General features: G+C 72.5%; 21 protein-coding genes. 6 read left to right on the top strand and 15 right to left on the bottom strand.

What is annotated here, in order from left to right:
* Nucleotides 1-15: 15 nt before the first annotated feature.
* The 3 genes from ACQP00_RS17020 to ACQP00_RS17010 are packed head-to-tail and all read left to right on the top strand — an operon-like array spanning nucleotide 16 to nucleotide 4,705.
* Nucleotides 16-2,256 carry a GH92 family glycosyl hydrolase gene (locus ACQP00_RS17020; protein WP_433223878.1) on the top strand — a complete coding sequence of 747 codons (2,241 nt, stop codon included), beginning with the start codon at nucleotides 16-18 and terminating at the stop codon, nucleotides 2,254-2,256.
* Nucleotides 2,253-3,521 carry a glycosyltransferase gene (locus ACQP00_RS17015; protein ID WP_433220088.1) on the top strand — a complete coding sequence of 423 codons (1,269 nt, stop codon included), beginning with the start codon at nucleotides 2,253-2,255 and terminating at the stop codon, nucleotides 3,519-3,521. The genes ACQP00_RS17020 and ACQP00_RS17015 overlap by 4 nt, the downstream gene beginning before the upstream one ends.
* Nucleotides 3,518-4,705, top strand: a complete 1,188-nt coding sequence (locus ACQP00_RS17010; protein ID WP_433220086.1) for a lanthionine synthetase LanC family protein — start codon at nucleotides 3,518-3,520, stop codon at nucleotides 4,703-4,705. Before ACQP00_RS17015 ends, ACQP00_RS17010 begins: the two co-directional genes overlap by 4 nt.
* Here the strand turns inward: ACQP00_RS17010 and ACQP00_RS17005 are convergent.
* Nucleotides 4,688-5,485, bottom strand: coding sequence for a YndJ family protein (locus ACQP00_RS17005; protein WP_433220084.1), 798 nt, complete (start codon nucleotides 5,483-5,485; stop codon nucleotides 4,688-4,690). The two genes, ACQP00_RS17010 and ACQP00_RS17005, sit on opposite strands and share 18 nt — an antisense overlap.
* A 151-nt stretch (nucleotides 5,486-5,636) precedes the next feature.
* Here ACQP00_RS17005 and ACQP00_RS17000 point away from each other — a divergent pair, with 151 nt between their 5' ends.
* Nucleotides 5,637-6,059 carry a hypothetical protein gene (locus ACQP00_RS17000; protein ID WP_433220082.1) on the top strand — a complete coding sequence of 141 codons (423 nt, stop codon included), beginning with the start codon at nucleotides 5,637-5,639 and terminating at the stop codon, nucleotides 6,057-6,059.
* On the opposite strand, the gene ACQP00_RS16995 is transcribed toward ACQP00_RS17000, so the two are convergent.
* From ACQP00_RS16995 to ACQP00_RS16960, 8 genes are all read right to left on the bottom strand, one after another.
* A complete protein-coding gene (locus ACQP00_RS16995) occupies nucleotides 6,060-6,776 on the bottom strand; it encodes an ABC transporter ATP-binding protein (RefSeq protein ID WP_433220080.1) in 717 nt (238 codons plus the stop codon). It abuts the gene before it with no gap.
* A complete protein-coding gene (locus tag ACQP00_RS16990; protein WP_433220078.1) occupies nucleotides 6,763-7,587 on the bottom strand; it encodes an ABC transporter ATP-binding protein in 825 nt (274 codons plus the stop codon). The genes ACQP00_RS16995 and ACQP00_RS16990 overlap by 14 nt, the downstream gene beginning before the upstream one ends.
* A complete protein-coding gene (locus ACQP00_RS16985; RefSeq protein WP_433220076.1) occupies nucleotides 7,580-8,530 on the bottom strand; it encodes a branched-chain amino acid ABC transporter permease in 951 nt (316 codons plus the stop codon). Before ACQP00_RS16985 ends, ACQP00_RS16990 begins: the two co-directional genes overlap by 8 nt.
* Nucleotides 8,527-9,402, bottom strand: coding sequence for a branched-chain amino acid ABC transporter permease (locus tag ACQP00_RS16980; RefSeq protein WP_433220074.1), 876 nt, complete (start codon nucleotides 9,400-9,402; stop codon nucleotides 8,527-8,529). The genes ACQP00_RS16985 and ACQP00_RS16980 overlap by 4 nt, the downstream gene beginning before the upstream one ends.
* Before the next feature lie 25 nt (nucleotides 9,403-9,427).
* Nucleotides 9,428-10,651: an ABC transporter substrate-binding protein gene (locus ACQP00_RS16975; RefSeq protein ID WP_433220072.1), complete on the bottom strand. Its 1,224-nt coding sequence runs from the start codon at nucleotides 10,649-10,651 to the stop codon at nucleotides 9,428-9,430.
* 681 nt (nucleotides 10,652-11,332) lie between these two features.
* Nucleotides 11,333-12,562: an EAL and HDOD domain-containing protein gene (locus tag ACQP00_RS16970; protein ID WP_433220070.1), complete on the bottom strand. Its 1,230-nt coding sequence runs from the start codon at nucleotides 12,560-12,562 to the stop codon at nucleotides 11,333-11,335.
* Nucleotides 12,563-12,807: 245 nt separating this feature from the next.
* Nucleotides 12,808-12,978 carry a hypothetical protein gene (locus ACQP00_RS16965; RefSeq protein WP_433220068.1) on the bottom strand — a complete coding sequence of 57 codons (171 nt, stop codon included), beginning with the start codon at nucleotides 12,976-12,978 and terminating at the stop codon, nucleotides 12,808-12,810.
* 6 nt (nucleotides 12,979-12,984) lie between these two features.
* Nucleotides 12,985-13,557: a TetR/AcrR family transcriptional regulator gene (locus ACQP00_RS16960; protein ID WP_433220066.1), complete on the bottom strand. Its 573-nt coding sequence runs from the start codon at nucleotides 13,555-13,557 to the stop codon at nucleotides 12,985-12,987.
* A gap of 68 nt (nucleotides 13,558-13,625) precedes the next feature.
* Between ACQP00_RS16960 and ACQP00_RS16955 the strand changes: the two genes are divergently transcribed.
* Entirely contained in the window at nucleotides 13,626-14,177 is a 552-nt protein-coding gene (locus ACQP00_RS16955; protein ID WP_433220065.1) for a dihydrofolate reductase family protein, read from the top strand.
* A 62-nt stretch (nucleotides 14,178-14,239) separates the two neighbouring features.
* Here the strand turns inward: ACQP00_RS16955 and ACQP00_RS16950 are convergent, their stop codons facing one another.
* The 5 genes from ACQP00_RS16950 to ACQP00_RS16930 form a co-directional block, all read right to left on the bottom strand.
* On the bottom strand, nucleotides 14,240-14,827 hold the full coding sequence (locus ACQP00_RS16950; protein ID WP_433220063.1) for a hypothetical protein: 588 nt from the start codon (nucleotides 14,825-14,827) through the stop codon (nucleotides 14,240-14,242).
* Nucleotides 14,824-16,047, bottom strand: a complete 1,224-nt coding sequence (locus tag ACQP00_RS16945) for a hypothetical protein (protein ID WP_433220061.1) — start codon at nucleotides 16,045-16,047, stop codon at nucleotides 14,824-14,826. Before ACQP00_RS16945 ends, ACQP00_RS16950 begins: the two co-directional genes overlap by 4 nt.
* A gap of 97 nt (nucleotides 16,048-16,144) precedes the next feature.
* On the bottom strand, nucleotides 16,145-16,861 hold the full coding sequence (locus ACQP00_RS16940) for an ABC transporter ATP-binding protein (protein ID WP_433220059.1): 717 nt from the start codon (nucleotides 16,859-16,861) through the stop codon (nucleotides 16,145-16,147).
* A gap of 165 nt (nucleotides 16,862-17,026) precedes the next feature.
* A complete protein-coding gene (locus ACQP00_RS16935; RefSeq protein WP_433220057.1) occupies nucleotides 17,027-17,674 on the bottom strand; it encodes a hypothetical protein in 648 nt (215 codons plus the stop codon).
* On the bottom strand, nucleotides 17,671-18,204 hold the full coding sequence (locus ACQP00_RS16930) for an RNA polymerase sigma factor (protein ID WP_433220055.1): 534 nt from the start codon (nucleotides 18,202-18,204) through the stop codon (nucleotides 17,671-17,673). The genes ACQP00_RS16935 and ACQP00_RS16930 overlap by 4 nt, the downstream gene beginning before the upstream one ends.
* 167 nt (nucleotides 18,205-18,371) lie before the next feature.
* Here ACQP00_RS16930 and ACQP00_RS16925 point away from each other — a divergent pair, with 167 nt between their 5' ends.
* Entirely contained in the window at nucleotides 18,372-19,346 is a 975-nt protein-coding gene (locus ACQP00_RS16925) for a glycoside hydrolase family 5 protein (protein ID WP_433220053.1), read from the top strand.
* On the opposite strand, the gene ACQP00_RS16920 is transcribed toward ACQP00_RS16925, so the two are convergent.
* Complete coding sequence (locus ACQP00_RS16920; RefSeq protein WP_433220051.1) at nucleotides 19,327-20,736, bottom strand: glycosyltransferase family 2 protein; 1,410 nt, start codon at nucleotides 20,734-20,736, stop codon at nucleotides 19,327-19,329. The two genes, ACQP00_RS16925 and ACQP00_RS16920, sit on opposite strands and share 20 nt — an antisense overlap.
* Nucleotides 20,737-20,770: the final 34 nt, after the last annotated feature.

The following is a 20,770-nucleotide window of genomic DNA, read 5'->3' as shown; positions in this document are numbered from 1 at the left end:
GGGTAAGGTCCCGTCATCTTTGACGACGTAGATCCTTTCATCGGTACCGCCGCGACCGACCTGCCCAAGGCGCATGGTCTGGCCGCCAGTTGGTGGTGGCCGAAACCTCAGGTCGGCAACACCCATCCGGGCGCCACCTCGCCGCTGGGCATGGTCTCCGCCTGCGCGTACTCCGGCGCGTACCCGACCGGCTACGGAAGGTACAAGAAAAACACGGAGGGTGTGCCCGAGCTCCTCTTCGACCGGTTGCAGGCGTCCGGCTTCACGCACTTCCAGCAGTCCGGCACCGGCGCGATCCGCAAGTACTACAACTACGTGCGCGTCACGCCGATGGTCCAGCAGCTCGACGCGCTGGGCGAGTCCTGGCCGCTGCGCGACGAGGTGGCGGAGCCGGGGTACTACGCGGCCACCCTCGACACCGGCGTGCGCTGCGAGATCACGGTCGGCGAGAAGGTCGCCGTGCACCGCTACACCTTCCCGGCCAGCAGCTCCGCCCGCATCGTCATCGATCTCTCGTGCGGCGGGCTGGCGATCGAGCTCGGCCGGACGGTACCGCTGCGGGCCCATGCGGAAAGCCTCGGGCACGGCAAGGTGCAGGGCACGGTCGTGATGGAGGGCGTGCCGCTGTCGGTCCATGCCGAGGTGGAGAGCCCCGGCTGGCGGCAGATGCTCTGGTACGACCGGCGGCTCATCGACGGCGGCACCCGCCTGGACTTCGACAGCATCCGGCACACCACGATGCGCCCGTTCGGCATGCTGTTCATGGGACCGACCAGGGCCGGGCAGACGGTCGAGATCCGGCTGGGCTTCTCGCTGCGCGGCTGCGAGCAGGCCGCGCGCAACCTGCACAAGGAGTGCGGGGAGGAAGAGGAGGCCTTCGACACGGTACGGGAGGCGACCCGCGACCGCTGGCGCGAGCACCTCGGCCGGGTGTGGGTCGACGGTGGCACGCCGGCCCGCCGCCAGGTCTTCGCCACCGCGCTGTACCACTCGCTGATCAAGCCGTGCTTCGCCGACGACGAGAGCCCGTTCTGGCCGAACTCCGGCCCGTTCGCGTTCGACGTCTGCACGATGTGGGACATCTACAAGACGCAGCTGCCGCTGCTCGCCGCGATCGCCCCCGACCGCGCCTCCGACCTGCTCGAGTCGCTCATCCGGGTGTGCGAGGAGGAGGGCAACTTCCCCATCGGGTACCGCATGGCCCGCGGCGCCGACCGCTTCTTCCGGCAGGCCAGCACCCTCGCGCACACCGTGCTCGCCGACGCCCACGCGCTGGGCCGCACGCCGCTGGACTGGAACTGGGCCCTCGTGCACATGGTCGACGACCTGCGCCGCATGTACGGCGAGGACTTCTTCGAGCACGGCATCGTCCACCCGATCAGCCATACCCTCGACCTCGCCTACGCCCATCACTGCACGGCCAAGGTGGCCCGCGCGCTCAACGACGTGCACCTGGCCGAGGACCTGGAGCGGCGCAGCCGGCACTGGATCAACGCCTTCGACCCGGTCACCGGCCTGCTGCGGGACTCGGAGTTCTACGAGGGCGGCAAGTGGAACTACTCGTTCCGCCTGCTGCACGACATGGCCGCCCGGATCGCCCTCGGCGGCGGCGACGCGGAGTTCATCGAGAACCTCGACAAGTTCTTCGGCTTCGGCGCCCCGCCGGTCACCCAGCCCGGCCGCCGCCCGCAGCCCGCGGAGATGCTCGCCGGCTACGCCCTGAACCGCTTCGAGGGCCTGAACAACGAGCCGGACATGGAGGCGCCGTGGGCGTACCACTACGCCGGCCGCCCCGACCGCACCGCCGAGATCGTGCACGCCGCGCTGACCTGGCAGTTCGGCACCGGCCCGGGCGGCCTGCCGGGCAACGACGACTCCGGCGGGCTCAGCTCCTGGTACATCTGGGCGTCGCTCGGGCTGTTCCCGATCGCCGGGCAGAGCCTGTTCCTCGTCAACGCGCCCGCCTTCGAGCGAGCTGCCGTGCAGGTCGACGGCGGGGAGTTCATTGTGGAGACAAGCGGACACCGCTCGACGCCCATCGGCGCGGACGGGATCGACGGTGCCGCGCCCCCGCAGTACGTGCAGTCGGTGAGCCTCAACGGCAAGCCGCTGGACGCCACCCACATCAGCGCCGCCGAGATCCACCGCGGCGGCCGGCTGCACGTGCGGCTCGGCCCGGAACCGTCCGGCTGGGGCCGCACGCACCGGCCGCCGTCAGCCTCCGACCAGGCGTTCGCAGCGAAGGAGACCAGGTGACGTACATCAACCGCCGCCTCGTCATCGTGGTCCGGGCCGATCCGGTCATCTGCGGCCACTCCGGCGAGGCGCGCAACCTCGCCGAGGTGGCGCTGCAGCGGGGCTTCGACGACGTGCGGCTGCTGACCTGGCCGATCCCGGCGCTGCAGGCGGCCGGCCTGCCGCTCAAGCCGCTGGACCGGCTGCTGCCGTACAGCCCGGGGATCACCGTCGAGCGGCCCGAGCCGGTCGGCGACTACCGCGTGCCCGACGGCCGGTTCCTCGCCGGGCTCACCGGCCGGCTCACCGAGCTGCTCATGGAGCCGGTGCCGACCACGTGCCTGTCGATGTACCTGGTGCCGCACTCCACCGTCGTCGCCGACGCGGTCGCGGCCACCCGCGCGGCCGGCTTCAACCCGGACGTGCGTACCGTGGCCAAGGCGGTCGGCTCCGACGTCACCAACGTGATCCGCTCCTGCCTGCGCGAGGGCCGGATGGGCGCCGCGGTCGCCCTGTTCACCACATTCCTGGGCAACGACGAGCTGGTCGCGGTCTCGGAGTACACCCGCGACGAGATCGTGGCCGCGGCCGAGCAGGTCGACGCCCGCTGCGGCACCCGCTTCGCCGAGCAGTGCCGGCGCCGGGTCACCATCGGCTACCCGCCCATCGACGCCTCGGCCTACCTCGATCTGGACCCGGCCGCCGTCGACCTCGAACTGGCGCGGCGGGGCCTGGAGCGCGACGGGTACATCCTGTTCCTGTCCCGCGTCGCCCGGGCCAAGGGCATCCACGACCTGATCAACGCGTACCGGAAGATGCGCTGCCGCCCGAACGTGAAGCTCGTGGTCGCCGGCAACGGCCCCGCGCTGGAGGAGGTCCGCGCCCTGGCCGCCGGCGACGACCGGATCATCTTCCTGACCGACGTCGACGACGCCGAGAAGCCGCTGCTCATGCGGGGCTGCGCGGCCTACGCCCTGCCGACCCGCCCGGAGCCGGACTTCGTGGAGACCTTCGGCATCGCCCTGGCCGAGAAGATGCTGGCCGGCGGCGGCCCGGTGGTCACCACGCTGACCGGCGGCACCGGCGAGGCGGTCGGCGACACGGCGGTCATCGTCGAGCCGTTCGACGTCGACGGCCTGGCCGCGGCCCTGGACCACGTCATCCTGGAGATGCCGGCGGCCGAGCGGGCCGAGCGGGAGACCAAGGCCAGGGCCTTCGCGATGGCCTTCGAGCGCACCGCGGTCTTCGATCGGCTGTTTCCGGATACGGTACCGTCCGTGCGGTGACCGACTACCGCCCGCTCGCCGAGTCCGCCTGGTCCTGGGTGCTGGACCAGGTTCGCGACGACGACGGCCCGTGGCTGCCGGAGACGGTGCCGGGAACGCTCAAGGACGACCGGGACTCGCTGTACGCCGGGATCGCGGGACTGGCGCCGGTGCTGGCCGAAATCAGGCAGTACCGGCCGTGGTCGTCCGCCGAGTCGGCGCTCGCGGACGCGATCGTGGCCCGGCTGTCCCGGGAGGCCGCGACGAGGACGGACGTGTCGCTCTTCGACGGGCTCGCCGGGGACGCGCTGGCGCTGCGGCTGCTGGCCCCGGGCTCCGAGGCGGTGGCCGTGTCCCGGCTGGGCGCGGCGCCCGAGTACCACGACGTCATCTCCGGCACGGCGGGCGTGCTGCTGACCCTGACCTGGCTCGGCGCCCCGACCGGCGCGCTGGCTGCTTCCCTTGTGGACGGCGGCGAGCCGGCCGAGGGCGGCCTGGACTGGCGGATGCGGCCCGGCCACCCGTCGAGCAGCCCGAACTACTCGCACGGCACCGCGGGGGTGGCGGCCGCGCTGGCCCTGTCCGGTGCCGTCGACGCCGCCGTCCTGGGCGCGTCGCATCTCGTGGCCGTCGCGGACCTGTCGGACGGCGGGTTCGTGCTGGAGCACACCATGCCGCGCTCGAAGCGCGAGGTGGAGCCGGTGACGTACAACTGGTGCCACGGCCCGGCCGGCACCTCCCACGTCTTCGCGGCGCTGGCCCACGCCGGCGTCCCGGCGGTGGGTTCGTACTCGGTGGAGGACCTGCGGCGGCGGTGCCTGCGTTCCGAGCTCACCTCGGGCATTCCGGAGCGGCTGCGGCCGGGCTTCTGGGACAACGACGGCCGCTGCTGCGGCACGGCGGGCGTCGGCGACATCCTGCTCGACGCCTTCCAGTCGCTGGGCGACGAGCAGTACCTGGCGGGCGCCCGCACGATGGCCGACGCGCTGGTCGCGCGGGCCGTGGACGGGCGCTACTGGCGGTTCGTCGAGTACCGGATCGAGGAGCCGCTGCTGCCGCCGGGCACGGGCTGGATGCAGGGCGCGGCCGGCATCGCTGCCTTCCTGCTGCGCCTGGCGCGGGTGCTGGAGACCGGCGCGAACGCCCCGATCGTGGACCGGCCGGACAACTGGTTCGCGGTGCCGTCCTCATTGCGCACGGCCTGACGACAGCCGCCGCCAGGCCAGGATCGCGCACAGCCCGAACCCGAGCGCGTTGGCCAGCCCGTGGGTGGCCACCATCCACGACAGCGACAGGTGCGGCACCGCGGTGGTCACGGGCCCGAGGGCCCAGTCCAGGGCCAGCAGCATCGTCACGGCGAGGACGGCCGACGACACCACCATCAGCGCCCGCGTGACAGCGTCGGAGACCCGCAGCCGCACCGTGATCCAGGCCGTCAGCCACATCCCGGCGGTCAGCACCGCGGCCCCCGCGAGCTCGACCCACTCCCCCACGAAGAACCCGGCCAGCACCAGCCCGGTCCCGGCCGGCACGGTCAGGGCGGCGAGCCGTCCCAGCCGGCCGTCGTGCGCCTGCACCAGCCCGGCCACGAGCGCCGCGGCGAAGCCGGCGTAGTGGAAGTGGGCCTCGGTCAGGGCAAGAACATCAAGCCGGAAACCCATCAGTGTGTACTCGGCCCGCTCCGCCACCAGCGCCCCCGCCGCGATCGACGGGGTGACCAGGGCCGTGCACACGGCAACGCCCAGCCGCGGCCGGGCCCGGGTCAGCAGCGCGAGCGCCACGAGGAGGTACAGCGCCGCGAGTACCGCCGCCACCGGTCCGCGCGGCAGCCACAGGGCGACCGCGCCCGGGACGGCGCCAACGAACCACAGCCGGCGCCACGGCCACGCGCCCGGGATCAGACCGAGGCCCACCGGTACGACGACCAGCATGCCCAGCCCCACCAGGGCGGCGACGAGCACGCGGGCCCACTCCGACAATCCCATGACGACCCCCGAGTTTGAACGTGTTCAAGTTCGAGGATAGACAAGGGTGAGCAATTGGCAACGGACAACTCGCCCCCCAATGTGAGGCCCGCGTCACCAGGCGTGGCGCTTAGCTTCCCGTGTTCTTGCCATCAAGCCATTGGGAGGCTTCATGTCGCGGCTCGCAGTCCGCGTGTTCGTGCTCGCCGGCGTCGGGATCGCTCTGCTGATCGCCGGCCCGGCAGTGCTGCCGAGCTGGTCCGGCGTCACGCCCGCCACCAACACCACCACCGATCCCGCGGATGAGGGCTGGCAGCCCAAGCCGACGAAGACCTGGGATCGCCACACCAAGTCGCCGTCGCCCTCGCCGACGCGGACGCACTCGAAGTCGCCCTCGCCGTCGAAGTCGCCCTCCAAGTCGCCGTCGAAGTCGCCGACGACGTCGCCCGCGGCCTCGGTCACGGCGACCTCGCTGCCGGTCACCGGCGGCGCCACCAGCGGCACGCTGACCGGCATGGTCGTCGGCGGCATCGCGCTCACCGGTGTGGGTGGCCTGCTCTACAAGTTCGGCCGCCGGCGCATGCGGCTCCAGTAGTCACACGGCGCTCTTGAGGACGCCCATCCGGGCCTGGTACTCCGAGTCCAGCGCCCGGCCACCGTCCTCGCACACGGCCACGATCTCGCCACGGACCAGGACGTAGCCGCGGTCAACGGCACCGCGCACCGCGCCCAGGGCCGGTTCGGCCATGAGCACCGCCACCCCGTCGCGGGCCAGCTGCGTCACCGTGCGCAGCAGCTCCTGGACGATGAGCGGGGCGAGACCCGTCATCATCTCGTCCAGCAGCAGCACCCGCGGGGAGCCCATCAGCGCCCTGGACACCACGAGCATCTGCTGCTCGCCGCCCGACAGCACGCCCACGAGGCTGCGCAGCCGGGTCCGCAGGATCGGGAAGCGGTCGATGGCGGTGTCCACGGCCGAGCGGGGCAGCCGCAGCAGCTCGGCCATGACCATCAGGTTGTCGGCCACGTTGAGCTTCGGGAAGAGCTGACGGCCCTGCGGTACGACGGCGATGCCGGCCCGGGCCCGCGCGGCGGGCTTGAGCCGGCTCACGTCCTCGCCGTCGAGGAACACCTTGCCGGTCGAGCCGACCGAGCCGTAGGCGGCCAGCAGCGCGCTGCTCTTGCCCGCACCGTTGGGGCCGACGAGCGCGGTGACCTGGCCGCCCGGCGCGGTCAGGTCGAGGGCCTTGACGGCGCTGGCGTGGCCGTAGCGGACCGTCAGGCCCTCCAGCCGCAGTTCATGAGACGACATGCGGGACGTCCTCTTCGTCGGACTCTTCGTCGGACTCGGCGTCGGCGTCGACCACACCGAAGTACACCTGCTGCATTTCCGGGCTTGCGAGGCATTCCTGCGGTTCGCCGTCGAACACGGCCCGGCCCCGGTCCAGGAGCATGATCCGGTCGACCAGGCCGGCCACGAGGTCGACGTTGTGGTCCACGAGGATGACGGCGTGGCCGCGGCGCTGCACGGTGCGCACCACCTCGGAGATGCCGTGCACGCCGTCCGCGTCGGAGCCGGCGAACGGCTCGTCGAGCAGCAGGACCAGCGGGTCCTGGCCCAGCGCGCGGCCGACCTCGACCAGGCGCTGCTCGCCCAGGGAGAGGTCGCCGGCCGGGCGGTCGAGCCGGTCGATGCCCAGCTCGTCGGCGAGCTTCCGGACCGCCTCGGCGTCGGCCGGGCGGTGCGGGCGGAACGCGCCCGCGAAGCTGCCCGCGATCATCTGCCAGGCGGTGCCGTGCCGGCGGGCGGCCCGGCCCAGCAGCAGGTTCTCGGCCACGGTGAGCTCGAGGGCCAGCTGCGGGTACTGGAACGTCCGCGCGAGCCCCGCCTTGGCCCGCCGCGCGGCCGGCCCGGCGAGCCGCTGCCCGCGCAGGGTCAGCTCGCCCTCGGTGGCGGGCTGGGCGCCGGAGATGAGGTCGACGAGCGTCGTCTTGCCGGCGCCGTTCGGCCCGACCAGGCCCAGGATCTCGCCCGCCCGCAGCTCGAAGGAGACGTCCTGCAGGGCGGTGACGCCGCCGTACCGCTTGGCCAGCCCCTTCCCGACGAGCAAGGTCTCAGCCACGTCTTCCCCCCACGAGTCGGGCCAGCCTGGTGGCGTAGCCGATCACGCCCTGCGGCGCGAGCAGCAGGATCACGAGCACCCCGAGCGCGAGGATCAGCGTGCCGCTGGTCTCCACGGCCGGGAAGTTCAGCGTCAGCTCGACGGCGATGACGGCGCCGAGCACCGCGCCCCACGGGGTCCCCGAGCCGCCGATCAGGGGCATGAAGATGGCCAGGAACACCAGGTTCAGCGTGAACGTGTCCGGGGTGACGCTGCCGGCCGAGTAGGTGAACAGCCCGCCGCCGACGGCCGCGATGGCCGCGCCGATGGCCAGCGACACCAGGTTCATCACCGAGACGCGCACGCCGGCCGCCTCGACGGCGCGGGGCGCGTCGCGCATGGTGCGCACGATGACGCCCCACGGGGACATCCGCAGCCGGTCGAGCAGGAACGCGATGACGCACACGACGAGCAGCGAGCCCACCACGATCTGGTAGTGCGACGGCTCCCAGCCCAGGATGTTGAGCTTGCGCAGCGAGCCCAGGCCGCCGGAGCCGCCGGAGAGCCCCTCGGCGTCGACGAGCAGCGCGGTGAAGGCCATCCCGAACAGCAGCGTCACGGCGGCCAGGAAGAACCCGGACAGCCGGCGGGTGGCCAGCCCGAGCAGCACCGCCACGACCGCGGCCACGACCGGGCCGGCGATCCAGGCCAGGATCAGCGGCAGGCCGGTGCGCGAGGACAGCAGCCCCACGGCGTACCCGCCGATGCCCGCATAGGCGCCGTAGGCCATCGAGAGGGAGCCCGCCATGAGGTACGGCACGTACATGCCCAGCGCGATGAGCGCGTAGGTGGCCGTGGTGGTGACGAGGGTCTGCTTGTAGCCGTCGGCGCCGACCCACAGCAGGATCAGCACGGCGCCGACGACCCCGAGCACCAGCCCGAAGGAACCGGGAACGCGTTTCATGTTCGGATCCTCCGCACGAACAGGCCGCTGGGTTTGAAGGCGAAGAACAGCAGGGCCACCAGGAGCAGCCCGTAGACGTGCGACTGGCCGCCGAAGTAGTACGGCACGAACACCTCGACCAGGCCGAGCAGCAGGCCGCCGACGAGCGGGGCCCAGACCGAGCCGGTGCCGCCGATCACCATCGCCAGGAAGCTCGACAGCGCCCAGCTCAGCCCGGACAGCGAGCTGACCCCGGCCTTGGGGGCGAACAGCAGGCCGGTGATGCCGGCCAGCAGCCCGGAGATGATGAAGGCGATGAGCCGCACCCGGTTCACCGGCAGGCCGAGCAGGCCCGCCGCGTGCGTGCTGTCGCCGACCGCCCGCAGCAGCCGCCCGGTCCGGGTGTACCGGATCCACAGGGCGGCCACCGCGAACGCGACGACGGTGAAGCCGAGCAGCACGATCGTGCTGGGCTGGACCACGGTGTCGCCGACGGTCACCGGGTCGAAGGTGAACAGCGCCTGGCCCGGCAGGGTGGTGTACCCGAAGAGGTACCCGGCGAGCTGCTGGATGGCGAACATGATCGCGGCGACCGCGACCAGCGCCGGCAGCTCGCCCCGGCCGGAGCGTTTCTGCACCTGCCGGACCACCGCGACCTCGGTGAACACCGCGAGCGCGGCGGCCGCGAGCACGGCGATCCCGGCGGCGGCCCAGACGTTCATGTCCTCGTAGAGCACGAGGTAGGACGCGCACAGGCCGCCGACCATCGCGTACGGGCCGATGGCGAAGTTGAAGAACCCCGCCCCGACCAGCACCAGGTAGTAGGCCAGCGCGAGCAGGCCGAAGAAGCTTCCCATCTCCAGCGCGGACAACCACAGCTGCAACTGGCCCACGACGTCTCTCCTTGCCTGGGTGGAGTTACTTCTTACACGGAGGCTGGAAGGTCGCCCAGGGACCCTTCGGCTTGTTGTCCGAGCCGAATTCCACCAGGGACAGACCGCACGCACCGTCCGCGCCCAGGTGCTTGTCGGCGCTGAAGCTGAGCGTGAAGTTGCTCTGGCCGAACGTGGCCGGGTAGCCCTGGATGCTCTGGATCGCCGCGTTGAGCTTCTTCGGGTCGTCGACCCCGCCGGCCTTCTCGATGGCCTGCTTCAGCACGTGCACGGCGTCCCACGCCTGCGCGTCGTACGCGGTGATGTCGTAGTCCTTGCCGTTCTTGGCCTGCAGCAGCTTGATCAGTTCCTGGGTGCGCGGGTTCTCGGTGTTGATCGAGCCCATGAAGATGAGCCCGTTGAGCGCGCCCGGGGAGGCCAGCTTCCACGAGGAGGGCTGGTTGCCGATCGAGGCGAGCGAGAAGCGCTTGGTGCCGGCCATCTGGGTGCCGAGGGTGTTCTGGGCGAGCACCTCGAACGCGCCGCCGACGCTCGTCACCAGGATCGCGTCCGGGGCGGCGTTCTTGAGCCGGGCCACCTGGGCCGACAGGTCGCTGGCGTTGGCCGCGCCCTTCTCCGTGGCCACGAACTGCACGCAGGTCATCTGCGCGAAGAGGGCCTTGTCGAGCGCGGCGATCGTGGTGGTGTCGTCGGTCAGCACGCCGATCTTCTTGATGCCGGCCGCCGCGAACGCGCCGCAGTACACCTGGGCCCAGTCGTTGGTGGTGTTGGCCAGCATGTAGATGAGCTCGTTGTCCGGCGGCGTGACGAGCGTGGCGGTCACGCCGGTCGGGGCGATCGCCGGGAGCCCGAGCTGGGTCAGCGTCGACTTCGCCTGCAGGATGGCCGCGCTGCCGCTCTGCAGGAACAGCGCCTTGGCACCCTGGCTGGCGAGCTTCTGCAGCGTCGCCGGCACCTTGGTCGGGTCGGACTCGTCGTTCTCCACGACGAGCTTGATCGGCCGGCCGAGGACGCCGCCCTTGTCGTTGATGTCCTGGATGGCGAGGCGGATCGTCTTGCCGGCGATCACGCTGTACGCGGCGCCGGAGCCCGTGCTGTCCTCGTCCATGCCGATGATGATCGGTTCGCCGGTTGCCGTGCCGTTGCTCGGCTTCTCGTCGCCGGCCTTGTTGCCGCAGCCGGCCAGCGCCAGCGTGGCGACCGCGAGGCAGGTGACGATCCGACGAGACCTCGTCGCTAAAACGCCCATGTGTACCCCTGTCGGAATTGTACGAATCGTCAGCCTTGGGCCGTATTGTCCACTCGATTCAAAACCTAACAAGCGCTTGGTTTTTACATCTTGGCGAGGGCCGACGAGCGTGTCAAGGACACGCCGGACACCTGGACGTAACAGAACCGTGAAGGACCGACCGCCCTGAGCAGCACATCGACGGTGCTGTACAACTGCGGCATGATGCTGATCAAAACCTTCCCGGACGACCGCTTCGCCGGGGCGCTGGAGTCGTGGCAGTGGGCCGGCCTGGCGGGCAAGGAACCCGCGTTCGCCTCGCTCTTCGGCGACGTCTTCCTGCGCGCGGAGGACGGCATCTGGTGGCTGGACACCATCGGCGGCGAGTGCACCCTGCGCTGGCCGAGCATGGAGGCGCTCTCGGCCGAGCTCAACACCGAGGAGGGCCAGCAGCGCTACCTGCTGGCGGGCCTCGCCGCGGAGCTGGCCCGCCGCGGCCTGACCCCCGGACGACGAGCAGGTCTACGACTTCACCCACCCGCCGGCGCTGGGCGGCGCCCTCGACCCCGACAACGTCGACGTCATCGACTTCGTGGTCGGCGTCAACGTCGCCGGCCAGCTGCACGACCAGCTGCGCGCCATGCCCGCGGGCACCCAGATCAAGGGCGTGACCTTCGACGACGGCCGCCTGGTGGTCGACTACTAGTCGCCGATGCGGCGGACGGTCTCCGTGGCCCAGCGCACGGCCTGCAGATAGGGCGTGACCAGGTCCCCGGCACTCACCGGCGGCGGAGTCCCGTGCAGATAGGCGTTCACGGCCGAATAGGTCGGGCCGAGCGGGCCGGACCCGTCGGCGAGGGCCGATCGGGTGGCATCACTCAAGGGCAACTGCTGCGACAGTACTGCCGGTGCCTGCCCGATCAGCTCCGCGACCGACGAGAGCAGGCCGACCACGAACGCCTCGTCGCCGGGCTGTCCCGCCTGCTCGGCGACGAGCCGGCACAACTGGGCGCGGATCAGCGCGTCGGCCATCCGCTCGTCGCCGGCCAGGGTCAGGTCGCCGACCAGCATGAGCATGACCCAGTCGCGGACCTGGGCGATGCCGAGCAGCATCACCGCACCGTGCACCGTGGACACCGTGCGGGCCGAACCGTTCCACGCACAGTTGGCCGCCCGCAACAGCCGGTAACTCAGGGCCGGGTCGGCCGACACGTGCGCCACGATCGCCGGCACGTCACTCTCGGCCTCCATGAACTCCCCGAGCAACTGGATGCACCGCATCCGCGAGGCGCTCAGGCTGCGGGTGCTGGCGACGACCGGGCGGTCCAGCGCGTACCCCTGGAACAGCTCGTACCCCAGCCCGCGCGCCTCGGCGATGTCCGGCTCCGTCTCCAGCCGCTCGGCCACGAACCGGAGGTGCGGGTGCCGCTCGCGCAGGCTGCGGATGATCGCCCGCCCGCCCGCGTCGAGCCCGAGAAAGTCGATCTTCACGTAGCTCGCGACCGGCAGCAGGCGCTCGTGCTCGGAGCCGGGCACGAAGTCGTCGAGCGCGATCGCGTACCCGGCCGCGGCCAGCGCCCCGACCCCGTCCACCACCCGATCGTCGACCTGCACCGTCTCCAGGACCTCGAGCACGACCCGCCCCGGCACCAGCGGCACGGGCAGGTCGCCGCGCAGGAAGTCGTCGGTGAGGTTCACGAACCCGGGCAGCCCGCCGGTCAGCTCGTCGAAGTCGAACGCGGTGAACGCGCTGACGATGACCTGGCTGGTGGCGGCGGCCCCGCTGCGGCTGGCCTCGACGGCCTCGGGCCCGGAGCGGAACAGCAGCTCGTAGCCGAAGACGGCGCCGGCGGTGTCGTAGATCGCCTGCCGGCCGACGACCACGTCGGGCGAGACCGGCTCGGTGGTGGTCCGCGCGTGTGGGTGCCCCATGTTCCGCCCTGTCAGAACGCCGCCAACGATGTTGCTCCAGGCTCGGCTCCGCTGGTTGCAGGGTGGCGGCCGGGCCGGTTGCCGCTTGGTTGCGGCGACTTGTCTGACCTATCGGCAGCGGCGCTTGCTTCTCGCGCACTTTGGGGTCCGATAAGTCGGGCGCTGCGCGCCGCGACTTATCGGATTTTTCGCCTGTCAGGCGATATTGCTGATATGTCGGTTTCTGCTGCTATGTCGCTTTATGGTCAAACAAGCGCTAGGTCGGCCCGCCGGTTCTCCGCGGCCTCGATCAGGGCGTCGATGTCGGCGTCGGTGTCGGCGTCGGTCTCAGTCTCGGCGTCGGCGTCGGCGTCGGCGTCGGCGTCGGCGTCGGTCTCGGTCTCGGCTTCGGCTTCGGCTTCGGCGGTCGCGACCACGCCCGGCTATCGGCTCAGGCGCTCGACCGCGGCCTCGATCAGGGCGTCGGTGTCGGCGTCCGTGAACACGCCCGGCAGCGTGAGCCGGTCCAGGATCAGCCAGTTCAGCGCCAGGTAGAGCAGCCGCACCGTCGTCGCGTCCCCCGGGTGCCCGGCGGCGCGATGGAAGGCCTCGTTCGCCGCCAGGTCCGCGCCGATCATCTCCGTGAGCACCGAGCGCAGCGCGGGCCGCCGCATCGCCTCCAGGCGCAGCTCGACCAGGGCCAGGTACCCGCTCGGGAACGCGGACAACCGGGCCACCAGGTCGCGCATCAGCGCCGTGAGCTTCGCCCGGTCGGCCGGCCCGGCCTGCGCGGCGACCAGTTCGGCGTCGGAGGGCCGCAGCCGCTCGTACACCCGGCCGCCGGCCTGTTCGATGAGCGCGTCCCGGCTCGCGAAGTAGTTCGAGCCCGTGCCCGGCGGGACACCCGCCTCGAGGTCGACCGCGCGAAACGTCAGCCCGCGCGAGCCGTCGCGGGCCAGGACCTCGATCGCCGCGTCCAGCAGGGCCGCGCGCCGGGCCGGGTTCTGCCGTGCCATCGCACCTCCGATTGACATCACTACATCCATAGTACTACGTTCAAACCACTACGGACGGAGTGATTTGCATGCGAGCATTGACGTACTACATCGGGGCCACCATCGACGGCTACATCGCCGGACCCGGCGGCGAGACCGAGTTCTTCCCCCTCGAAGAGGACGTGCTGGGACACATCGCCGCGCGGTACCCGGAGACGCTGCCCACCCACGTGCGAGCCCGGTTCGGCATCGACGCACCCAACCAGCGGTTCGACACCGTGCTCATGGGCCGGGCCACCTACCAGCCGGCGCTCGACGCGGGGATCGCCGAGCCGTACGCCCACCTGCGCCAGCACATCGTGTCCACCACCCTCCCGGGCGCGGTCCGCGACCCGCTCCCGCTGGTGCGGGAGCTCAAGGCGGGCGACGGGCTCGGCATCTGGCTCTGCGGCGGGGCCCGGCTCGCCGGCACGCTCCTGCCGGAGATCGACGAACTGGTGATCAAGCAGTACCCGATCGTCGCGGGCGCCGGCATCCCGCTGTTCACCGGCGCACCGTTCGGCCCGCTGCCGTTCGCGCTGGAGGACGCCGAAACCTTCAAGAGCGGCGCGGTGATCCTGCACTACTCGCGCCGGTCCTAGACGCCTCCGCCGGCGCTGCGCACACCGCATGGCGCACACTCGGCGCGCCCGACCGACCGGCGCTACTCACGCACGGCGTAAGCCACCAGCCCGCCGACCGCCAGCACCCCGGCGCACAGGGCGGCCACGACGCTGCTCGCCGGCTGCACGGGCCACGCGGCGAGCTGCACCCCCACGTCGTCACCGGGGCCGACGAGGGGTAGCACCGCGACGAGCGTCCACAGCAGCGGCGCGATCCAGGCGTGCGCCGCCCCGACCACCGAAGCACCCAACGCGACCAGCCCAGCCAGCCCGGCCGCGTCCCGCACCACCACGGCCGGCGGCCCGAACCCGGCGGCCACCACGGTCGGCGGCCCGAACCCCGCGCCCACGACCGTCGGCAGCCCGAACCCCGCCCCCACCACGGCCGCGACAACCAGCGCGACCCCGGCGACGTGCGCGGCCCGGCGCGGCGGCCAACGCACGGAGGCGGTGCGCTCCAGGACGATCCCGCCGAGGGTGGGTGCGAACGCGACCGCCGCCAGCATCGCGGTCAGGGCCGCCACCCGAACGTCCGGCGACACGAGACGCACCAGCACGGTCGCGCCCACCGCCACGGCGAGCGCCCGCGGAACGCGCCGGCACCGCAGGTACAACCGAAGCCACCTCACGGCAGCAGTCCCGCGAACGCATCGGGATCGCAAGCCAGCACGGCCGAGCGGGCTTCGGCCAGCAGGCGGCGCCGCTCCGGCCCCGGGTCCGAGCGCAGCCAGCTCACCGCGACCCGCCGGCCCGCGAAGGCGTCCGCCGGGGACGGGTCGCAGTGCTGCTCCCACGCCGCGCCGAGAACCAGGTCCGGGAACGTGCCGTCGCGCAGGTCCGCGTGGCCGGTCGGGCCGATCGGCGGGGCCGGGAACTCCAGCGTGTCGGCGGCGTGCGGCGGCCCGCCCGGCCCGCGGCTCTCCACCGCCCGGGTCGGCGCGCCCGGCACCCCCGCGGCCAGGACGGCCAGCGCCGCACGCACCGGTCCGGCCACCCCGGGCAGCAGGGCCGCGTGCACCCGGGTCACACAGACCTGCGGGCCGCGGTCGTCGCACACCAGGTCCACGGCCCGCGGATCGGCCACGGCCACCGCCGCATAACCCCCCAAAGGCAGCAGTTGTACCGCCAGTGCCGCCCCCACCACCGCCGGCACCACCGCCGGGAGGATCGCCCGCCGGCTCGCCGTCGCCAGCAGCAGCCCGGTCGCGGCCAGGGTCGCCAGCCATCCCGCCTGCACCGCGCTGACCCGCGGCGCCACCGTCGCGAAATCGTCGATCGCCCCGCTGAACACCGGCGACAGCAGCAACGCCCGCGGCCGCGCCCGTCCGACCTGCACCCACTCCGGCAGCATCCCGACCAGGAAGATCCCGAGCACCGCGACCACCGGCGCCGTGACGAACCGCGGCACCGCCCGCCCGGCCGCCAGCCCCAGCCACCCGCCCGCAACCAGAGCGAGCGCCCCGACCCCGGCGACGGCCAGGGCGGCCAACGGAAAGTACCCGGCGGACGGCACCACCCAGACCGCCCCGACCGCGAACAACAGCCCATAGGCGGCCACCAGCCCGATCGCCAACGCGGCCGCGGTGACCAGCAGCCGGTGCGACCGCGGCCGGGGCGTACTGGCGAACAGCTCACCGACCCCCGCCCGAGCCTCACGCCGCCCCAGCGCCGCCCCACCGGCGAGCGCGACCGGAAACAGGAACACGAGCAGCAGCCGAACCGCAACGGCAAGCTGCAACCAGCGCCCGGCAAACCCCTGCGGAAACGACACCAGCAGCGCCGCGCCGACAACCAAACTCAGCCCGCCGACAACGACGACGCTGGTACGCCGCAACTCGAAGCCGATCACGCCGCCACCGACCCGCGACAAGCCCGCAGCAGCGCGGCGTAGCCCCGCCCGGCGCAAACGACAACGACGACCCCGGCACGCCGCAACTCGAAGCCGATCACGCCGCCACCGACCCGCGATGAGCCCGCAGCAGCGCGGCGTAGCCCGGCTCGGTCACCTGGTCGGCGGGACCCTGCCAGACGAACCGGCCCTCGTCGAGCAGGACCGCGTCGGTGCAGGCGGCGGCGACGTCCTCGACGAGGTGGGTGGAGACCAGCACGCAGCCGTCCTCGCCGAGGTCGCGCAGCAGGTCCCGGAACGCGATGCGCTGCTCCACGTCGAGCCCGGCGGTCGGCTCGTCGAGCAGCAGCAGCCGCGGGTCGTTGACGATGGCCTGGGCGATCCCGGCCCGGCGCAGCATGCCGCCGGACAGGGTCTTGAGCCTCGTGTCGGCCCGGGTGGTCAGCCCGACCCGGTCGATCGCCCGCTGCACGGCGCCGGGGATGTCGGCCCGCGGCATCTCCTTGAGCCACGCCACGTACTCGACGAACTCCCGCACCGTGAACCGCGGGTAATGTCCGAAGTGTTGCGGCAGGTACCCGAGGGCACGGCGCACCGGCCGCGGGTCGGCCCCGGCGGTGACGTCGGCGCCGAGCAGCACGAGCCGCCCGCCGGCCGGGCGCAGCACCGTGGCCAGGGCCCGCATGAGCGTGGTCTTGCCGGCCCCGTTGGGCCCGAGCAGCCCGTGCACCCCGGCCCCGAGCGCGAGGTCGAGCCCGTCCACGGCCAGCTGCCGCCCGGCCTTCAGCCGCAGACCTTCGGCGACAACGTTCATTGCGGCTCCTCCAATCGAGCGCGGCACCGCAGCACCACAACAACGCCACGGCGAACAGGACGGTCATCACGGCGACCCAGGCCGCCGGACCGGAGCACCGAGCCACATCGCAAGACCTGCGATCCGCGCTGGACTCGCAGCAGCGCCAGGCCGAGGCGACGAGCCTCATCGCGGGACCACCGACCGGTGGCGGGCCCGCAGCAACGCCACGGCGAACAGCACAGTCGTCACAGCGGCCCAGGCCGGCCAGGCCGAGGCGGTGAGCAGGGCCGGCAGCCGAGCGGCCGCGATGCTCGGCGCCACGACGAGCGCCGCCCAGCCGAGGGCCAGCCCGCCCGCGGCGCGGTCGACGCCGGTCAGCCCGCCGAGGGCCAGCGCGGCGGCGGTGAAGGCGAGGCACGGCAGCAGCCACAGGGCCGGCGCGTGCCCGGTCACCCAACCGGCCAGGGCGAGCAGGGGGATGACGGCGGCGAGTGCGGTGAGCGTACGGCGCAGCAGCAGACCCAGCCCGAACCGCGGCGCCGTGGCGATGAGCTCCCAGGCCGGGTCGGTCCGGCGGCTCCAGGCGGCGGCCACCGGAAGGAGCGGTGCGATGGGGGCAACGAGGAGTACCAGCGAAGGAAGGCTCTTGAAGCTCTGCTCCAGGGCGACCGCGACGAGCATCAACAGTGCCGCGGCGGCCAGCCGGGGCAGGGTCAGGCCGGTCGGGCGGAAGCGGCGGCGGCGCGCCGGGCCGGGTCCGGTGGCCATTCCGGCGGCGATGCCGGCCGCCGCCCGCTCGATGATCGCGCGGGTTTCGTCGTCGACGGTCATGACAGCGCCTTCCGCAGTGCGATCCGGGCCCGCCGCGCGCGGGTCTTCACCGTGCCCTCCGGCATGCCGAGCAGGTCGGAGGTCTCGCGGACGGTGAGCCCGTCCAGGACCATCGCGCGCACCACCGCCCGCAGCTCCGGCGGCAGGGCCAGCAGGGCCGCGCCGAGCTCGCCGCCGAGGTCGGCCGCGAGGGCCTGGTCCTCCGCGGCGGGCGCCACGGTCGGAAGTTCCGGCGGCGGTACCCGCACCGCCCGCGCCCGCCGCCGGAAACCGTCGACGAGCCGGTTGGCCGCCACGGTCCACAGCCAGCCCAGGGCGTTGCCGCCGTGGGCCGGGGCCGAGCGCCACACGGCCAGATAGGTCTCCTGCAGCACGTCGGCGACGAGGTCGTCGTCGGCGCAGCGGTGCCGGAGCCGGACGGTCAGCCAGGGCGCGGTACGCCGGTAGAACTCCTCGAACGCGCGCCGGTCGCCGCGGGCGCTGCGGCGCAGCAGTTCCCCGTCGTCGAGCGCGTCGAGTCCTCGTCCCACACCACTCCTGACGATCGGCCCCGCGCCCCAGGTTCTCGCCGGCCTGTGATCCAGGCCACAGACCGAGCGTTCCGATCGGTGGGCATTCCGGCCAGCAGGGTGGGGGCGGGGGTGATTGCGCTGGCACGCTCGTCCGGATGCGCCGAGCCATTCCTATCCTCGCAGTCGTGTCCGTACTCTCCGTGCTGCTGGTGTTCGGATTCCTCAAGCACCGGCCGTCCGCCGCCAGGCCCGTGGCCGCCCCGGCGCCGGTCGGCGGGCTGCACGTCAAGGGGGCGGACGTCGTGGAGGGCGGCGGCGAACGGTTCGTGATGCGCGGGATCAGTCACCCGTACGCCTGGTTCAAGGACCAGGGCCGCGCGTTCGGCGACATCAAGCGGCTCGGCGCCAACACGGTCCGGGTGGTGCTGACCGGCGACACGGCCGCCGGCGAGGTGGCCCGGATCGTCGCGCAGTGCAAGGACAACCGGCTGATCTGCGTGCTGGAGAACCACGACACGACCGGCTACGGCGACCGGGAGGGCGCGGTCACCCTCGATCGCGCGGCCGGCTTCTGGACCGGGCTGAAGCCGGTGCTCGCCGGGCACGAGGACTTCGTCGTGATCAACCTGGGCAACGAGCCGTACGGCAACGGCGACACCTCCGGCTGGACCGACGCCACCGGCGCGGCCGTCACCAAGCTGCGCGCCGCCGGGCTGCACCACCTGGTGATGGTGGACGGGCCGAACTGGGGCCAGGACTGGTCCGGCGGCATGCGCGACGGGGCGCCGGCCGTGCTGGCCCGCGACCCCGAGCACAACGTGGTGTTCTCCGTGCACATGTACGGCGTGTACGGCACGCCCGACAAGGTGACCGGCTACCTCGACGCGTTCCGGCGCAACGGGCTGCCGCTGGTGGTGGGCGAGTTCGGCTGGCAGCACACCGACGGGCCGGTCGCCGCGGACACGATCATGCGCGAGGCCGACGCGCGCGGGGTCGGCTACCTGGGGTGGTCGTGGAGCGGCAACGGCGAGGGGGTGGAGTACCTCGACGCGGCGGACGGGTTCGACCCCGCCCGCCTCACCGAGTGGGGCAAGCGCCTCTTCGCCGGCATCCGGGCGTCGGCCAAGGAGGCGGCCGTGTTCACGACGGCTTCGCGATGACCATGAAGCGGTTCGGCGTACGGCGGGCGAACTTGACGAAGCCGCGCAGCCCGGGCAGGCCCTCCATGAGCCCGAAGACGGGTATCAGGGCGATCACGGCGACCGGCTCCCACCAGCGGCGCCGGCCGTCCGCCGAGACGCCGGCGTTGACGCGCAGGCCCTCCCAGTACATCCACACGACATAGGCCATGTTCACCGCCCAGAGCGGAATGATGAGCACGGTCGTCGGTGACGTGTTGGGATCGGCGATGAGCAGACCGACCAGCAGTACAACGGCGACGTTCTGCAGGGGTCCGATGACCCACGACAGCACGGAGTAGCCCAGCAGCACCCGGTTGCGCAGGGGCAGCGACCGGTTGAAGACCAGCGCGGCCAGCCCCCACGACCAGCGCTCACGCTGCCGGAAGAAGTCGCGCATGCTGGCCGGGGACGCCCCGTAGCAGCGGCCGCCGAACCAGGCGCTGCGGCCCGGATAGCGCTCGCTGAAGATGAGCGCGAACTGGGCGTCCTCGACCAGGCTGCGCGGGCCGAAGTCCCAGCCGATGGTGGCCTCGATGGAGGCCCGCACCAGCAGCAGCTCGCCGTGCACGCCCGCGCGCGGGGTGCCGCTGCCGGTCCAGGCGGAGAACCGCCCGACGTCCTCGGCCGGGCGGGCCGAGTCGGCGAGCCAGGTGAGCCGGTTGACGGCGTACTCGCGCGGATAGGTCAGGATGCCCTGGGCCAGGTGCTTGGCGTCCGGGCCGGCCACCCGCTGCTCCTCGATGAACCAGGCCATGGCCAGCGCGGTGTCCGGGCCGACGCCGGTGTCGTCGTCCATGTGCAGCACCCAGACGTCGTCGCGGGCCTCCCCCTCGTGCACGCGCAGCTCGTGCGCGTAGTGCGCGGCCCGGGCCTTGAACCGGGTGCCGTTGGGGGTGACATAGTCCGACGGGACGGCGACCACCCGCACCCGGTCGCTGTCGGCGGCCAGCTGCTTGATCCGCGCCTCCGCCTCGCAGCCCTCGTCCACCACGATGTCGACGCGCACGTTCGGAAAACAAGGCGGAAGCCAGCTCGTGTACGAGTGGACCGAGCGCTCCAGCGCCGGATGCGTGTCGTCCCGGCCGACCGTGGGTACGACCACGACCAGCAGCTCGTCGGAGCGCGGCGGATCCTGCCCGTGCCACCGCTCCGCCGCCGCGCGCAGGCGCTTGCGGGTGCGGCTCAGGCCGAAGATGCCGGTGAGCGTGGTGAAGATCGGCCACGTCCACAGGACCGTCAAAGGCCAGCCGAGCATGCCCGGATGGGGCTGGGTGAGCCAGGTCTCGCTCACGACGATGATGAGATACGCCAACACCAGTGGCAGGTAGGCGGGCCGCCAGCGGGCAAGCCGGCGCTGCGAGGCTCCCACCGAACGCAGCTACCCGGGAAAACACGGGGGTATG

The organism is Dactylosporangium sp. CS-047395 (assembly GCF_050942185.1).
Lineage (GTDB): Bacteria > Actinomycetota > Actinomycetes > Mycobacteriales > Micromonosporaceae > Dactylosporangium.
This window is presented reverse-complemented; position numbering and strand designations above follow the sequence as displayed.

Excerpts from the sequence above, each read along its gene's own strand:
- ACQP00_RS17005 (WP_433220084.1), bottom strand. The coding sequence starts at position 5,485 with ATGGGATTGTCGGAGTGGGCCCGCGTGCTCGTCGCCGCCCTGGTGGGG.
- ACQP00_RS17000 (WP_433220082.1), top strand. The coding sequence starts at position 5,637 with ATGTCGCGGCTCGCAGTCCGCGTGTTCGTGCTCGCCGGCGTCGGGATC.
- ACQP00_RS16995 (WP_433220080.1), bottom strand. The coding sequence starts at position 6,776 with ATGTCGTCTCATGAACTGCGGCTGGAGGGCCTGACGGTCCGCTACGGC.
- ACQP00_RS16985 (WP_433220076.1), bottom strand. The coding sequence starts at position 8,530 with ATGAAACGCGTTCCCGGTTCCTTCGGGCTGGTGCTCGGGGTCGTCGGC.
- ACQP00_RS16975 (WP_433220072.1), bottom strand. The coding sequence starts at position 10,651 with ATGGGCGTTTTAGCGACGAGGTCTCGTCGGATCGTCACCTGCCTCGCG.
- ACQP00_RS16970 (WP_433220070.1), bottom strand. The coding sequence starts at position 12,562 with ATGGGGCACCCACACGCGCGGACCACCACCGAGCCGGTCTCGCCCGAC.
- ACQP00_RS16960 (WP_433220066.1), bottom strand. The coding sequence starts at position 13,557 with ATGGCACGGCAGAACCCGGCCCGGCGCGCGGCCCTGCTGGACGCGGCG.
- ACQP00_RS16955 (WP_433220065.1), top strand. The coding sequence starts at position 13,626 with ATGCGAGCATTGACGTACTACATCGGGGCCACCATCGACGGCTACATC.
- ACQP00_RS16940 (WP_433220059.1), bottom strand. The coding sequence starts at position 16,861 with ATGAACGTTGTCGCCGAAGGTCTGCGGCTGAAGGCCGGGCGGCAGCTG.
- ACQP00_RS16935 (WP_433220057.1), bottom strand. The coding sequence starts at position 17,674 with ATGACCGTCGACGACGAAACCCGCGCGATCATCGAGCGGGCGGCGGCC.